The following is a 15,184-nucleotide window of genomic DNA, read 5'->3' on the forward strand; positions in this document are numbered from 1 at the left end:
AAGTGACGCATCTGTATGGAGAATCGGTGGGGCAGGCAGGTGGGCGGCCCGCGTTGGTGGTGCCGTGCGGGCATTAAAAAAGGGGCCGGAATGGCCCCTTTTTGCAACAGGTGGTCAACCTCTTATTGCTGCACTTCCTGTACGCCGGTGACGCGGACTTCGACGCGGCGATCCGGTGCCAGGCAGGCGATCAGCTGAGCCTTGGCCTTGATGCCGTCACACTGGGTACCGGTGACCGGGTTGGCTTCACCACGACCTTCGATGGATACCTTGCCAGCCGGCAGACCCTTGCCAACCAGGAAGTCGGCCACGGTGCGGGCACGGGCTTCAGACAGCTTCAGGTTGTAGGCATCGGAGCCGATGCGGTCGGTGTAACCCACCACCACGGCGCTGCCATCTTTCGGCTGGACGTCGACGATCTGCTGATACAGGGTATTGAGCGCAGCAGCCCCTTCCGGCTTCAGGGTGGATTTGCCGAAGGCAAACAGCACGTCCGAGCTCAGGGAGAAGTTCTTGTCGACCATGACGGGTTCGGGAACCAGCTCGGGAGCCGGTGCCGGGGCCGGTGCCACATAGGTGGTGCGGTTCGGGTGCATCACCAGTTCCAGGGTGGCGACGCTCATGTCGGTTTTCCAGGTTTTCTGATCGTCACCCAGATCCCACATGTAGCGGTAGCGGGCCTGCAGGTCGATAAGGTCGGAGAGCTTGGCAGTCAGACCCAGACCCGCCAGCGGCGAGGTCCCGTTGTCGCTCTGGCCATTGCCGTTGACGTGGTTGAAGTAGGCACCCCCTTCGGCGAAGACGGAGAAGATGTCATTCATGGGCAGGCGTGCGATACCGGACAGGGTGGCACCCTGGGTCTTGAAGTCGACGCCATCGACGCCAGCCTTGCCGGCATAGAGATAGCCGAGCTCGGCGGCAAAGTTCTCGGTGAAGTTGTAACCGCCGAACAGGGAGAGCGCGGTGGCGTCCTTGTCAGCATCCTGGCCGAAGGTATCCAGGTCGTGGCCATAGGCCCAACCTGCACCCATACCCGTGTACCAGTCGTCGGCCGCCTGAGCGGTGGTGGTTCCCATGGCTGCAATGGCCAGAGCAATCAGGGTTGGTGCCATTTTCATTTTCATCGTTTTATCCTCGTTGAGTTGCCGTGCTATGGGCGTACTGCGCACTCTTTGTTATACCGGTCGCAGATGACACTTCATGTGCGACACCGTGAGCGGATCACGGACGGCTTGAATAAAAAATGGATGGAAACCTGGATTCTCATGAAGCTGTTTCTCCATGGACAACTAACCGGGCACTGAGCACTTTTAATAGTTCATCCAATGTCTTACAAGCGTTGCTACTGTATTCTTTTGAATCAGCGTGATCAAGTTTCTGCACAGATATGCAGCGCCGACACCGGTGTCGCGGGGCCGTAATACGGGGGTAAAGGGGAGAAAAGGTGAGACAGAGAGAGTCGCTGGGGGGAGGAGAGAGACAGCAAAAGGGGATGCCGTTGCATCCCCTTTTTTACGTTACCTGAGCGAAGTCAGATTACTTTTGAACTTCTTGTACGCCGGATACGCGAACTTCTACGCGACGGTCCGGAGCCAGGCAGGAGATCAGCTGAGCCTTGGCCTTGACGCCGTCACACTTGGTGCCGGTGACCGGGTTGGCTTCGCCGCGACCTTCGATGGCAACCTTGCTGGCAGCCATACCCTTGCTGACCAGGAAGTTGGCAACGGTGCGGGCACGAGCTTCAGACAGCTTCTGGTTGTAAGCGTCGGAACCGATACGGTCGGTGTAACCAACAACAACGGCGTTGCCGTCTTTCGGCTGGAACTCAACGATTTGCTGGTACAGAGCGTTCAGGGCTTGCACGCCTTCGGCCTTCAGGCTGTCTTTGCCAAAGGCGAACAGCACGTCGGAGTTCAGGGCGAAGTTCTTCTCAACGATTTGCGGAGCCGGGGCCGGTGCTTCTTCAACAACCGGGGCCGGAGCAGGCGCTACGTAGGAAGTACGGAACGGGTGGTAAACGGCTTCCAGGGTCGCAACGCTCTGGTTGGACTTGTAGCGTACGTTGTCGGCGTGCAGGTCAGCCACGTCCCACATGTAGCGGTAGCGAGCTTGCAGATCCAGCGCGTCGTTGACCTTGTAGGTCACACCGGCACCGGCCAGCGGGGATACTTTGGTATCGCTGGTGCCCAGACCGTCGGTGTGGCCCCAGTAGGCGCCAGCTTCACCGAACAGGGAGAAATCGTTGCCCAGCGGCAGACGAGCGATACCGGACAGGGTGGCACCCTGGCTCTCGTAACGGTTGCCGTCGGTGTTGCCACGGCCGGTGTACTGGTAGCCCAGCTCGGAACCGAAGTATTCGTTGAAGTTGTAACCAACGAAGGCATTGGCAGCAGCCGCATCTTCTTCGCCAACGTTCACGCCTTCGATCTTGTTCAGACCGTTGAAGTGAGTTGCACCAACACCGGCGCCGAAGTAGATGTCGTCAGCGGCGTGAGCTGCAGTTGCACCCATGGTGGCCATAGCGATGGCGATCAGGGAAGGAGCCATTTTCATCATAAAATAATCCTCGTTGAGATGGCACGTTGTTCACGTGCTTCGCACTTTGTAATTTATGTAAGCTGCTGGCTCTGTCGACCAACGACGTTGGTGCGAACAGGGATCCTAGATCCATCCAGGAGGCACGTATCTGGGTGCACAAGTGTGCGGGTTGCACTGTCGACAATGCATACTCCGCCACGAACAGCCGACGTCATTCCGATGACGTGGCGCACTTTATGCCCATTTCAAAACATGATCAAGCTCACAGATAAGGGATGGGGCAAATTGTGTCGTAGGGATAACTGGCTGTTTCTTGGGATTTATTAGTGATCCAAGTAGGCGCGATGCAGTTTCTTCTCAAGCTTCATATAAGCCTCAGCCCAAGCGTGCCGCGGGATGGCGTCACCCGCCCTGACCGAGAGGACCGCAAGATAGTCCGCCTCGGTTGCTTCGCACAGCAAGGGTATGAAACTGAGCAAGAAGTGACGGGCGAGGTAGGGATCGAGAGGCCAGATGTTGAGGATGGCCCGCGCCACGGGCTGGACGGCAGTGGAGCAGATGAAGTGCCGATGACCCGCTTCCAGCCATTGGGCCATCTCGGCGAGGCTTTCTTCCGGCACGATGCCGCCATCGCCTTTCTCCCTGGCCAGCGTCATCGTGTGACCATTGCCCAGTGCCAGGGTGCCGTTTTCTGCCACGACGCCGTCGTGGCTGCGCAGGGGAAGCGTCGTCTGGCCTTCAAGATAGAGGCTGCAGCTGTCCGGGAGGGCCGCCAGCACGGTGGCGGCGTCCCCCTGCATGGCCATAGGCAGCCAGAACGCTTCGGCCCGGGTCTGCAGACCCTGGGCGAGCTGACGGGGGAGGGAGTCCGGGTCGGAATGAAGACGGGAAATGATGCCGGGAAATGCCATGTTGATGACTCTCTTGGAAATAACCGGCGAATTATACGAGGGATGGCCGGGCAACAAGAAAGGTTTCTTTTCGAGACTGTTTACCTGAGGCGACGCAGCGATTACCATCCCCGAGGTTTGTGAAGGGTTGTCGTCGAAAGACGCTGATTATAGATAGAGGCTCGACCATAACGAGTCCGTTCAAAACTGATACACTTGACTACGAGTCGTCGCGAAAAATAAAGGTGGAGTCAATCCGCCGAACGGAGTATGGAACACATGAATTCAAATATCGTAACTGTTGGCAAGAAGATCCGTCAGATCCGCGAAGCGGTAGGCCTGAGCCGTCCCAAGTTTGCCGATCTGCTGGGCGTCCCCCCAACCACCCTGAAGAACTATGAACTGGGTTACCGTGAAGTCGGAGGCGCCTTCCTGGTTGCCCTGGCCCACCACCCCGATCTGCACAAGTTCACCCTCTGGCTGCTGGCTGACAAGAAAGTCGCCGAAATCGGCCAGATCGGTCCGGACGATATTGCCAAGGCTTGATTCAGTTCAACCTTGATAAAAATGCCGCCCTCGAGGCGGCATTTTTTATTTGTCAAAATGGAAAATTATTTAATTAAATAATGCGTTGGGTGCGGCCAGCGGCGATTTTCACTAAATCATCTTGTCGGGCTGGATTAATCCACGGAACACTCCGACCCTTTTAATTCAGGCGGTGATCCACACAGCGAGACAACGATGAGCCAATCCATTACCAAAGCCAGAGATGGGTTTACCAGCACCTTTGGCGTGCTGGCCGCGACCCTGGGGTCTGCCGTCGGGCTCGGCAATATCTGGAAGTTTCCCTATCTGACCGGTGAGAACGGTGGCGCCGGTTTTCTGCTGGTTTATGTCATCGCCACCCTGCTGGTGGGATTGCCGGTGATGATCTCCGAGATCATGCTGGGGCGCGAGGCCAGGACGGATGCGGTCAGCGGGCTCATCAAGCTGGCTCCGAAGGGGCAACCCTGGTGGCTGATCGCCGCCATGGGGGTGAGCGCGGCCTTCCTCATTATGTCGTTCTACTCCGAGGTGGCGGCCTGGGTGTTTGCCTACATCTTCAAGGCGGCCAGCGGCGAGATCCTCTCCACCGATCCCGCCGTCACGGGTGCTGCCTTCAATTCGCTCATCACGGATCCCTTGCAGAGTCTGCTCTGGCAGTGGCTGGTGCTGGCCCTGATGGGGGGGATCTTGCTGATGGGGGTCTCCAGGGGGATCGAAGCGGTCACCAAGCGGTTGATGCCACTGCTCTTCATCCTGCTGCTGGTGATAGGCGTGCGCAGCCTGACTCTGCCCGGAGCGAGCGAAGGACTGCATTTCCTGTTCTCGCCGGATTTCTCCAAGGTGACCGCAGGCGTCGTGCTGACGGCCATGGGGCTGGCGTTCTTCAAGCTCTCCATCGGGATGGGTTGCATGATGACCTATGGCAGCTACTTTCGGGACGATCAGCACATCCCTCTCACCACGGTACGGGTGATGTGCGCGGATCTCTTCGTCTCCATGCTGGCGGGGATCGCCATCTTCCCAGCGGTGTTTGCCTTTGGCTTCGAGCCGAGCGCAGGCCCCTCCCTGCTGTTCATCACCATACCCGCGGTCTTTGCCAGCATCCCGTTTGGACACCTCTTCATGGTGCTCTTCTTCGTGCTCTCCGCCATCGCAGCCACCGGGGCCATGCTCTCCATCCTGGAGGTGCCGGTCTCGGTGCTCTCCGAGCGCTTTCACATGAGCCGCACAAGGGCGACCCTGATCAACCTGTTGGTGCTGGGGGCGGTCGGCTCGACCTGTGCGCTCTCGAGCAGCACGCTGGCGGATGTGCAGGTTGGCGGGAAAACCTTCTTCGATCTGTTCGACTTCGTCTCTTCCAACGTGCTGATGCCCCTTGGCGGCATCTTCCTCTGCCTCTTTGTGGGCTGGGTATGGGGATTCGAGCGGATGACGACGGCGCTGACCAATGGAGGCAAGCTGGCGCTGCCCATCCTTAGCCCCCTGTTTTTCATCATCCGCTATGTGTCGCCGCTGCTGATCCTGGTGGTGATGCTCAAGGGGCTGGGGCTGTTCTGAGCCGCGTCGCCCGAAACAAAAAAGCGCCTATTGGCGCTCTTTTTGTCTTTTACCCCGATATGCCTTCATATCAGGCAGAGTCGTGACAGCTCCTCCTTGAGCTGCTCCAGGTTGCGCTCGACACAGGCTTCCCCCTCGTTGATGGCGTCGCTCGCGCGGTGGAAATCCATGATGGAGAGGTTGCCAAGGCGCGGGCAGAGCTGGATCTCGGGGGGATCCCCGGCCATACGGGCACGGGTGATGCGCTCCTGCATGATGTTGATGGAGCCCGTCATCACCCCCCACATGCCGGGGGTACTGGGTTCGCGCTCGCCCCGGTTCAACCACTGGCTGAGCAGCCCCCCCTGCACGGGCTCGTCCGGTTCGTCGGTCCAGGGCTGGTGCATGTCGGTGTTGAGGTTGACGGCGATCACCACCTCGGCTCCCATGGCGCGGGCTAGGGAGATGGGGACCGGGTTGACCACGGCCCCGTCCACCAGCCAGCGATCCTCCACCCGGGTCGGGGTGAGCAGGCCGGGCATACCGCAGGAGGCGCGCACACACTGGCGAAGCGGTCCTTCCTGCAACCAGATCTCGCGACCGGTATCGAGTTCGGTGGCGACGCAGGCAAAGGGCAGCGGCAGGCTTTCGATGACGGGATCCCCCAGATGGCCGGCGGCGATGCCAAATACCTTGTCACCGCGAAACAGGCCGCCGGAGAGGGCAGGATCGAGCAGCCCCATGACCTGCAGGCGGCTGAAGCCGCGCACCCAGCTCTCCAGCTTGTCCAGTTCACCAGCGGCATAGGCGGCGCCGACAAAGCTGCCGATGGAGCAGCCAGCCACCAGATCCGGCTTGACGCCGAGTCGCTCCAGGGCACGGATGATGCCGATGTGGGCCCATCCTCGGGCCGCACCGCTGCCCAGGGCCAATCCCAGACGGGGTTTTCGTGACACAGTTGCGTCTCCTGACATGAAGTGGGAGTCCAGCTTACTCCGGCTTCTCCTGTCCGTCATCCCGCCACGCTTCGCTGCGATTGCGGCCGTTGGCCTTGGCCTGATAGAGGGCGATATCGGCGCGGCGGATCACCTCCTGCAAGGAGATGGCCGGTGACTGGCGACAGTGGCCCAGGCTGACGGTCACCTTCAGCTCGGCCGCGATGGCGCTCCAGGGATGCTCTGCTATGCACAGGCGAAGCCGCTCGGCCAAGGGGGCCAGAGGGATCGCTTCATCGGCGACGAGCAGCAGGAACTCCTCGCCGCCCCAGCGGATCAGGTGGCACTCCCGTGTCAGCAGGGACTGGCAGAGCTGCACCAGACGGATGAGGACCTGATCGCCCACCCCGTGGCCGAAACGGTCGTTGACCTGTTTGAAGTGATCGCAGTCAAACATGATGGCGCCGATGCGTTGGCGGCCTGCCAGGGCCTGGCGGTGTTCGAAGGCATCGAAGTAGTGGCGGTTGAAGGCGCCGGTCAGGGCATCGTGGCGCGACAGGTAGTTGAGGCGCCGGTTGAGGCGCTGGGCACGCAGGCTGGAGACGGTCGCCACCACCAGACAGAGAATGGTGATGAGCGCCGTCGCCGATTGCCACAACAGCGTCTGCAGCAGAGGCAGCAGCGGGATGCGATGGATGAGGGAGAGCGGTGTCTCCGGGATGGGATAGACGAGCTGCAAGGCGCCCTGTTGCCACTCATATTCCGCTGACTGCGCCGTCCTGACCGGGGGCGGCGCGGTACCGGACTGGCTGCTGGCAAGGATCTGCTGATGGGCGTTGAGCAGGAACAGGGTGCCAATCCGGGGGGCGAGGCGGTGCAGGGTCTGCGCCAGCGTGACGGTCTGGATGTCGATGCTGAGCAGGCCAATGATCTGGCCGCCCTGGGTAATGGGCTGGGAGAGGGTGATCATCTGCCCCCGTCCGGCAAAATCCTGGTAGGGGCGCGAGAGCATGGCGTGCTCCAGGTGGGGATGCCTGGCCATCGCCTCCTGCCAGTAGGCCTTGCTGTAAATCACGGGATCGAAGCGAAACTGGCTGGATGGCACCCAGGGATAGAGGTAGATGAAATTGTCCGTACCGGTGAAGTAGATCCAGGCCACGTCCCTGTCCAGCAGCTTGCTGGCCGTGGCGAGCAGGGGGGAGAGGCTGAGGGCGAGATGTATTCTGGCTTGCCGCTCGCTGCCGTCATGGGGCAGCGGGCCCTGCCCGGTCAGGTTGCCGATGAGGGCGGGGGGCAGATCGACGGGGATGCGATCCAGATTGATGCCGTGCTCCCCGTCGGATTGCAGCGCCTGATAGAGCTGGCGAGAGAGCACGGACTGGGGATTGCTGCGCAGGCGCTCCTCCGCCTGGCCGCGCATGGCCTCAAGGAAGGTCTCCATCCGCTGGTGCTGGCTGCTGAGCTGGGTCGCGGCGTTGATGGTGTCACGCTTGTTGATCTCGGTAACCTGGCGAAACGCATGTTGCAGGGCGAGCAGCAACAGCAGCAGGCCGAGGCCCAGCAGCAGCCACTGCAATCGGTATCTGGCAAAGGCGGGGGAGGGAATGGACATGGGCGTACCGGAAGATGGCGAGAGTCGGCATCAGTGTAAGGCAGAACCCTGACGCGCGTGCCGACAAGATGCGTTTTTGATGATCTTCTCACCGGACTGTTACGTTTTGTCACATTTATACATAGTCACGGCATAGTCAGGGGGTAACATGGTGCCATCCTTGATGAAGCTATCTCTTCTTCCTCTCTCTTTGACTGCATGGATCTTGTGATGAAAACGCGCGTGTGGCTGTGGCTTTTCCCTCTTCTTCTATTGCTGGCGGCGGGCGCCTGGCATCTGCGGCAGGCTGAACCCGCCAGCAAGCCAGCACCAAGAGAGATCAACATCAGGGCCGAAACCGTCAGGCAGAGTCTGGCCGAGCCCTCCATCAAGCTGGTGAGCAAGCTTGCGGCCAATCGCTCCGTGGCCATCAGCCCCGAGGTGACCGGCCGCATTGCCACCATCGCGGTGAGCTCCGGCCAGCAGGTCACACAGGGGCAGACCCTGATCGCCCTGGATGCGGGCAAGCAGCAGGCAGAGCTGGCCGAGCAGAGCGCCAGCGTGCGCGACGAGGCTCGCAAGCTGCGGGACATGCGCAAGCTGGTGGCGCGAGGCGCCGTCACCACCTCGGAGCTGGAGGGGCAAGAGGCGACTGTTGCCCAGGCCCAGGCCCGGGTCGATGCGGCCCGTTACGAGCTCTCCCTGCGCACCCTGGCGGCCCCCTTCGACGGCACCGTCAGCCTCATCGATCTCAGCGAAGGAGCCCTGGTCAACAGCGGCGACGTGCTCTTGCATCTGGACGAGCTGGCAAAACTGCGGCTCGATCTGGCGGTGCCCGAGCGCTACCTCTCCCTGCTGCGCCCCGGCATGGCGGTGACGGCAACCAGCTCGGCCTGGCCGGATCAATCCTTTTCCGGCGTGCTGGAGACCCTCGACAGCCGGATCTCCAGCGACACCCAGAACATCAAGGCCCGTGTCATCCTGCCCAACACCGGTGGCCAGCTGCGGCCCGGCATGCTGATGAACGTGGATCTCTCTCTGCCGCCCCAGAAGATGACCCTGATCCCCGCCCAGTCGGTGGAGTATGCCGGCGAGCAGCGCTTCGTCTATCGCCTGGAGGCGGACGGACGGGTGAAGCGCGTGCCGGTGGAGCTTGGCGACACCCATGGCGAGGCCGTCTGGGTGCTCAAGGGGTTGAACGTCGGCGATCGCATCGCGGTGGAGGGGCTGGTCAATCTGCGCGACGGCGCCCAAGTACGTGATCTGGGCGAGGTGAAAGGCTGATGTGGCTCTCCGATATCTCAGTACGCCGTCCCCTGGTGGCGGTGGTCATCAGCTCCCTGCTCACCGTGTTCGGCGTGGTGGCCTTCAGCAAACTCACCGTGCGGGAGATGCCGGATGTGCAGACTCCGTCCGTCTCCATCACCACCACCTATGAGGGGGCGGCCCCCGAGGTGATGGAGAGCCAGGTCACCAAGCCCATCGAGGATCAGCTCTCCGGCATCAGCGGCATCAAGAACATCAACTCGGTGACCCGCAAGGGGCGCTCCTCCATCACGGTGGAGTTCAAGCTCGGCTGGAACATGCTGGAGGGCACCTCCGACGTGCGTGACGCCATCTCCCGGGCCAGACCCAAGCTGCCAGACGGGGCGGACGAGCCCATGGTGACCAAGGACAACGGCAACGGGGATGTGGCCATCTGGCTCAACTTCAGCAGCACCCAGATGGATCGTACCGCCATGACGGATTACGCCAATCGCATGCTGGTGGACCCCTTGAGCCTGGTGGACGGGGTGAGCGAGGTCTCCCTCTCCGGGGACCTGACCCAGGTGATGTACGTGCGGCTGCGCCCCGCCGACATGGCGGCCCGCGGCATCACGGTGGCCGACGTGCAGGATGCCCTCAAGCGGGAGAACATCGAGCTGCCGGGCGGCGAGATCCGCAACAACACCATGACCATGGCGGTGCAGATTGCACGGCTCTATCACAGTGCGGAAGATTTTCGCACCCTGCCGGTGAAAACCGCCACCAATGGTCAGAGCATCTATCTGGCGGACATTGCGGATGTGGAGGTGGGGGCCAAGAACGAAGACAGCGCCTATCAGCGCAACGGCCGCGAGAGCCTGGGGATTGGCATCGTCGCTCAATCCACAGCCAACCCCCTGGCGGTGGCCCAGGGCATCGAGAAGAAGCTTGTGGAGATGCAGCGCTTCCTGCCGGAGGGGGCCACCCTTGAGGTCGACTACGACTCCACCATCTTCATCAAGCAGGCCATCGACGAGGTGTATGAGACACTCGCCATCTGCGCCCTGCTGGTGGTCGCTGTGCTCTATCTCTTCCTCGGGCAGGGGCGCACCACGCTCATCCCCGCCATCACGGTGCCCGTCTCCCTGATTTCGGCCTTCATCGGTGCCTGGTATCTGGGCTTTTCCATCAATCTCATCACCTTGCTGGCCCTCATCCTCGCCATCGGCCTGGTGGTGGATGACGCCATCGTGGTGGTGGAGAACATCCACCACCACCTGCAACGGGGCGAGTCCCCCTTGATGGCGGCCTGGCACGGCACCCGGGAGGTGGGCTTTGCCGTCATCGCCACCACCGCCGTGCTGGTGATGGTGTTCGTGCCCATCGCCTTCATGGACGGCATGGTGGGGCGCCTCTTCACCGAGTTCGCCATCCTGCTCTCCTTGGCCGTGCTCTTCTCCTCCCTGGTGGCGCTCACCCTGACCCCGGCCATGGGCTCCTGGCTGATGCGTGCCGTGGACAAGCCCAACGCCCTGACCGCCACGCTGGACAAAGGCCTCGGCTGGGTGGAGCGGCGCTATCGCGCCCTGCTGGGGGCCGTGCTGCGCCGCGCCGTCTGGATGCCCCTGGTGTTGCTGCTCTGCCTCGGCGGCATTGGCGCCCTCTTTGGCAAGCTGCCCGCGAGCCTCACCCCGACCGAGGACAGGGGCGTGCTCTATGTGTTCGTGAAAGGGGCGGAGGGCACCAGCATCGAGCGGATGAAGCGCAACATGCAGCAGGTGGAGGCCGCCATCCTGCCGCTGCTCGGCAAGGGGGTGGTGCAGGCCATGAGCTTCAGCACCCCGGCCTTCGGGCGCGGCGGCGATCAGACCGGCATGGCCATCATCCAGCTCAGCGACTGGGCGGTGCGGGACGAAACGGCCACCGAGTTTGGCCGCTCCCTGAGCGGTCGCCTCGCCGGCATCCCCGACGTGATGATCCGCACCTTCCAGCCGGGGTTCAGAGGCGGATCCACCGCGGCGGTGCAGTTCGTGCTGCAAGGCTCCGATTACGGCGAGCTCAACCAGCAGGGGCTGGCGCTCAAGGAGGCGGCGGTCCAGAGCGGGCTGATGCAGAGCCCGGATCTCGACTATGCCGAGAAGACCCCGGAGCTGCAGGTGACCATAGAGCGGGAGCGAGCCACCCAGCTCGGCATTCCGGTCTCCACCATCGCAAGCTCCCTGCAGGCCCTGCTCGGTGGCGTCAGCCAGACCACCTATGTGGACAGGGGCGAAGAGTATGATGTCTACCTGCGCGCCAACCAGACCCAGTTCAACGGCATCTCCGACATCAGCCGCATCTATTTGAAAGCCGCGAGCGGCGAGATGGTGAGCCTCTCCACCCTGGCGACCGTCACCCAGGTGGCGAGTCCCCAGCGCCTCAACCACTACCAGCGCCAGAAGGCGGTCACCCTCACCGCGGACGTGGCCCCCGGCCACACCCTGGGGGAGGCGCTCGACTTCCTGGATGGCTGGGCCGCAGATCACCTGCCCACCGGCATGTCGGTGGATTATGCCGGCGAGTCCAAGGACTATCGCGACAACCAGGGGGAGATGGCACTGGTGTTCGGCCTGGCCCTGCTGGTGGTCTATCTGGTGCTGGTGGCCCAGTTCGAGAGCCTGCTGACCCCGGCGGTGGTGATGATGACGGTGCCGCTCGGCATCTTCGGCGGCCTGCTCGGCCTCTGGCTCACGGGGCAGGAGCTCAGCATCTACAGCCAGATAGGCATGATCATGCTCATCGGCATGGTGACCAAGAACGGCATCCTCATCGTGGAGTTCATCAACCAGCTGCGCCAGCGGGGTGAAGGGTTCGAGGAGGCGATCATCAAGGGGTCGGTGCGCCGCCTGCGCCCCATCTTGATGACCTCGCTCACCGCCATCATCGGCGCCGTGCCCCTGATGCTCTCCATGGGGGCGGGGTACGAGAGCCGGATGGCCGTGGGGACCGTGGTCTTCTTCGGCTTGTCCTTGGCGACCCTGGTGACCCTGCTGGTGGTGCCCGCCATCTATCACCTGATCGCCAGACGCGCGGGGATGACGGGGGCACGGGACCGACTGGTGGACGAGGTACTGGCCACGGCAACCCCGGCCAGTCCCTCCCCGGTGCCGGGGGCGGTGGCCCCCGAGGGGCGTGACAAACCGGCGGCCTAGCGTGCCGACCCGGATGACAGCAAGAAGGGCGCCAATGGGAGCCCTGTTTGTTGATGAGATCCGATTTTGTCACGCCGACCTGTCGAGCCCGCTCGAAGACGCCCTTTCCCCTCGCGTTCTGTGGGGGCAAAAAGCCGTCGCCCCCGCCTGGCTCTGCCGGTATAATGCGCGACCCGAATTGTTCCAGGTGGTCAAAATGCAGCCGGTTACCAACCTCTTCTCCTATCCCCGTTACTGGGCCGAGTGCTACGGCACGGCGCCCTTCCTGCCCATGTCCCGCGCGGAGATGGACAAGCTCGGCTGGGACAGCTGCGACATCGTGCTGGTGACAGGCGACGCTTACGTGGATCACCCGAGCTTCGGCATGGCGGTGATCGGCCGCATGCTCGAATCCCAGGGCTTTCGGGTCGGCATCATCGCCCAGCCGGACTGGTCATCGAAGGATGACTTCATGCGCCTGGGCAAGCCCAACCTCTTCTACGGGGTGACGGCGGGCAACATGGACTCCATGATCAACCGCTACACCGCCGATAAAAAATTGCGCCACGACGACGCCTACACCCCGGGGGATGTGGGCGGCAAGCGGCCGGACCGCGCCACCCTGGTCTACACCCAGCGCTGCAAAGAGGCCTATAAAGAGGTGCCGGTGGTCATCGGCGGCATCGAGGCATCCCTGCGCCGCATTGCCCATTACGACTACTGGTCCGAGACCATCCGCCGCTCCATCCTGATCGACGCCAAGGCCGACATCCTCATCTACGGCAACGCCGAGCGCCCCCTGGTGGAGGTGGCTCACCGCATCGCAGGCGGCGAGACCATCGACACCATGCAGGACATTCGCGGCACCGCCGTCATCCGCAAGGAGCCGTTGCCGGGCTGGCGCGGAGTGGATTCGAGCAAGCTCGACCAGATTGGCCGCATCGATCCCATCCCCAACCCCTATATGGAAGGGGCGCCATGCAGCGATGACGAGGGTACCGCGCCGGTGGAGCAGGAAGCCAAGCCCATCCTGGTGCAGCCGCCTAAGCAAAAGCCATGGGAGAAGACCTACGTCAAGCTGCCGGCGTTCGAGCGGGTGAAGGAGGACAAGGTGCTCTACGCCCATGCGTCGCGCATCCTGCACCACGAGACCAACCCGGGCTGCGCCCGCGCGCTCTCCCAGGCTCACGGCGATCGCATCATCTGGGTCAACCCGCCCGCCTTCCCCCTCGAGACCGACGAGATGGACGGCGTGTTCGGCCTGCCGTACCAGCGGGTGCCGCACCCGGCCTATGGCAACGAGAAGATCCCGGCCTACGACATGATCAAGACCTCGGTCAACATCATGCGCGGCTGCTTCGGCGGCTGCTCCTTCTGCTCCATCACCGAGCACGAGGGGCGCATCATCCAGAGCCGCTCGGAAGAGTCGATCCTCAAAGAAATCGAAGAGATCCGCGACAAGGTGCCGGGCTTTACCGGTGTCATCTCGGATCTGGGCGGCCCCACCGCCAACATGTACCGCTTGCGCTGCAAGAGCCCCAAGGCCGAGCAGACCTGTCGCCGTGCCTCCTGCGTCTGGCCGACCATCTGCCCGCACATGGATACCGACCACAGCCCGACCATCAACCTTTATCGCAAGGCGCGCGATCTCAAGGGCATCAAGAAGATCCTGATCGCCTCCGGGGTGCGTTACGACATCGCGGTGGAAGATCCGCGCTACATCAAGGAGCTGGCCAAGTACCACGTCGGCGGCTACCTCAAGATCGCGCCGGAACACACCGAGGAGGGCCCGCTCTCCAAGATGATGAAGCCGGGCATGGGCAGCTACTACAGCTTCAAGGAGCTGTTCGACAAGTATTCCAAAGAGGCGGGCAAGCAGCAGTACCTGATCCCCTACTTCATCTCCGCCCACCCGGGCACCACGGATGAGGACATGGTGAACATGGCGCTCTGGATTAAAGCAAACCGCTTCAAGCTCGATCAGGTGCAGAACTTCTACCCGTCGCCGCTCGCCAACGCCACCACCATGTATTACACCGAGAAAAACCCCCTCAACAAGGTGAGTCGCCAGGGCGGGGACGTGTTCGTGGTGAAAGGGGAGCGTCGCCGTCGCCTGCACAAGGCGCTGCTGCGCTACCACGATCCGGCCGGCTGGCCGATGATCCGCGAAGCCCTGCTGGAGATGGGCAAGGGCCACCTCATCGGCAACGGCCCCGACTGCCTGGTGCCGCCGGAAGGGCGCGGCGAAGCCAAGGCCGAGCGCAGCCGCAACAAGGGCCTGAAGCCCGCCCTGACTCGCCACAGTGCCATCACCCATCAGCGCAGCAACGGGGCGGGCAACAAGGCCGCCCGCAGCGAGGCCGGTGCAGCCAATGCCCCAGCGGCCAGCAGAAATGGCGGCAAGGCCGGCAATGGCAAACCGGTGGGCTCTCAGCTCCAGAAAGGCTCGGGTAACGGCAAGCCCAGTTCGCAAGGTACAGGTCAGGGCGCAGGCCAGAGTGCTGGTAAGAGCAAACCGGCCGGCAAACCCGCCCAAAAGGGCAAGGCCCCCAGCCGCGCTGGCACTGCCAAGCCGGCAGCCCAGGGTGGCAAGCCGGCCGCAAAAGGCGGGGCAGCCAAGCGACCGGCTCGGTGATATTCCCTGATGGGGAAGAGATAGGGAAGGTGCGAACAAGTCCCTGATATGAGATCATGTTTGTCATCTGGAGCCATGAAAAAGGGTTCATTATGAGT

Annotated in this window: 10 protein-coding genes; 5 read left to right on the forward strand and 5 right to left on the reverse strand. The window is 62.4% G+C overall.

The window, feature by feature from the left end; translation table 11 throughout:
- Positions 1-122 precede the first annotated feature (122 nt).
- From ompA (PG879_RS15550) to PG879_RS15560, 3 genes are all read right to left on the reverse strand, one after another.
- Complete coding sequence (gene ompA, locus PG879_RS15550) at positions 123-1,124, reverse strand: porin OmpA (protein WP_210601655.1); 1,002 nt, start codon at positions 1,122-1,124, stop codon at positions 123-125.
- A 412-nt stretch (positions 1,125-1,536) separates the two neighbouring features.
- Positions 1,537-2,556 carry a porin OmpA gene (ompA, locus tag PG879_RS15555; RefSeq protein ID WP_010673501.1) on the reverse strand — a complete coding sequence of 340 codons (1,020 nt, stop codon included), beginning with the start codon at positions 2,554-2,556 and terminating at the stop codon, positions 1,537-1,539.
- 305 nt (positions 2,557-2,861) lie between these two features.
- Positions 2,862-3,449 carry a hypothetical protein gene (locus PG879_RS15560; protein WP_111896972.1) on the reverse strand — a complete coding sequence of 196 codons (588 nt, stop codon included), beginning with the start codon at positions 3,447-3,449 and terminating at the stop codon, positions 2,862-2,864.
- Positions 3,450-3,707: 258 nt separating this feature from the next.
- Here PG879_RS15560 and PG879_RS15565 point away from each other — a divergent pair, with 258 nt between their 5' ends.
- On the forward strand, positions 3,708-3,974 hold the full coding sequence (locus tag PG879_RS15565) for a helix-turn-helix domain-containing protein (RefSeq protein ID WP_010673503.1): 267 nt from the start codon (positions 3,708-3,710) through the stop codon (positions 3,972-3,974).
- Between the two features lie 195 nt (positions 3,975-4,169).
- Positions 4,170-5,531, forward strand: coding sequence for a sodium-dependent transporter (locus PG879_RS15570; protein ID WP_102948779.1), 1,362 nt, complete (start codon positions 4,170-4,172; stop codon positions 5,529-5,531).
- 65 nt (positions 5,532-5,596) lie between these two features.
- Here PG879_RS15570 and rssA read toward each other — a convergent pair whose 3' ends face one another.
- Positions 5,597-6,466 carry a patatin-like phospholipase RssA gene (rssA, locus tag PG879_RS15575; RefSeq protein WP_270830382.1) on the reverse strand — a complete coding sequence of 290 codons (870 nt, stop codon included), beginning with the start codon at positions 6,464-6,466 and terminating at the stop codon, positions 5,597-5,599.
- A gap of 34 nt (positions 6,467-6,500) precedes the next feature.
- Entirely contained in the window at positions 6,501-8,057 is a 1,557-nt protein-coding gene (locus PG879_RS15580; protein WP_041201458.1) for a sensor domain-containing diguanylate cyclase, read from the reverse strand.
- A 210-nt stretch (positions 8,058-8,267) separates the two neighbouring features.
- Here PG879_RS15580 and PG879_RS15585 point away from each other — a divergent pair, with 210 nt between their 5' ends.
- From PG879_RS15585 to PG879_RS15595, 3 genes are all read left to right on the forward strand, one after another.
- Complete coding sequence (locus PG879_RS15585) at positions 8,268-9,320, forward strand: efflux RND transporter periplasmic adaptor subunit (RefSeq protein ID WP_052815157.1); 1,053 nt, start codon at positions 8,268-8,270, stop codon at positions 9,318-9,320.
- On the forward strand, positions 9,320-12,472 hold the full coding sequence (locus tag PG879_RS15590) for an efflux RND transporter permease subunit (protein WP_270830383.1): 3,153 nt from the start codon (positions 9,320-9,322) through the stop codon (positions 12,470-12,472). The genes PG879_RS15585 and PG879_RS15590 overlap by 1 nt, the downstream gene beginning before the upstream one ends.
- Positions 12,473-12,668: 196 nt before the next feature.
- Positions 12,669-15,086, forward strand: a complete 2,418-nt coding sequence (locus PG879_RS15595) for a YgiQ family radical SAM protein (RefSeq protein ID WP_125117427.1) — start codon at positions 12,669-12,671, stop codon at positions 15,084-15,086.
- The last annotated feature ends 98 nt before the right edge of the window (positions 15,087-15,184 follow it).

Origin of the sequence: Aeromonas sp. QDB63 (genome assembly GCF_027707425.1) — a bacterium.
GTDB lineage: Bacteria > Pseudomonadota > Gammaproteobacteria > Enterobacterales > Aeromonadaceae > Aeromonas > Aeromonas caviae.

What these genes read in the sequence shown, in the direction of transcription:
- ompA (WP_210601655.1), bottom strand. Translation starts at nt 1,124, where the DNA reads ATGAAAATGAAAATGGCACCAACCCTGATTGCTCTGGCCATTGCAGCC.
- ompA (WP_010673501.1), bottom strand. Translation starts at nt 2,556, where the DNA reads ATGATGAAAATGGCTCCTTCCCTGATCGCCATCGCTATGGCCACCATG.
- PG879_RS15560 (WP_111896972.1), bottom strand. Translation starts at nt 3,449, where the DNA reads ATGGCATTTCCCGGCATCATTTCCCGTCTTCATTCCGACCCGGACTCC.
- PG879_RS15565 (WP_010673503.1), top strand. Translation starts at nt 3,708, where the DNA reads ATGAATTCAAATATCGTAACTGTTGGCAAGAAGATCCGTCAGATCCGC.
- PG879_RS15570 (WP_102948779.1), top strand. Translation starts at nt 4,170, where the DNA reads ATGAGCCAATCCATTACCAAAGCCAGAGATGGGTTTACCAGCACCTTT.
- PG879_RS15580 (WP_041201458.1), bottom strand. Translation starts at nt 8,057, where the DNA reads ATGTCCATTCCCTCCCCCGCCTTTGCCAGATACCGATTGCAGTGGCTG.
- PG879_RS15585 (WP_052815157.1), top strand. Translation starts at nt 8,268, where the DNA reads ATGAAAACGCGCGTGTGGCTGTGGCTTTTCCCTCTTCTTCTATTGCTG.
- PG879_RS15590 (WP_270830383.1), top strand. Translation starts at nt 9,320, where the DNA reads ATGTGGCTCTCCGATATCTCAGTACGCCGTCCCCTGGTGGCGGTGGTC.
- PG879_RS15595 (WP_125117427.1), top strand. Translation starts at nt 12,669, where the DNA reads ATGCAGCCGGTTACCAACCTCTTCTCCTATCCCCGTTACTGGGCCGAG.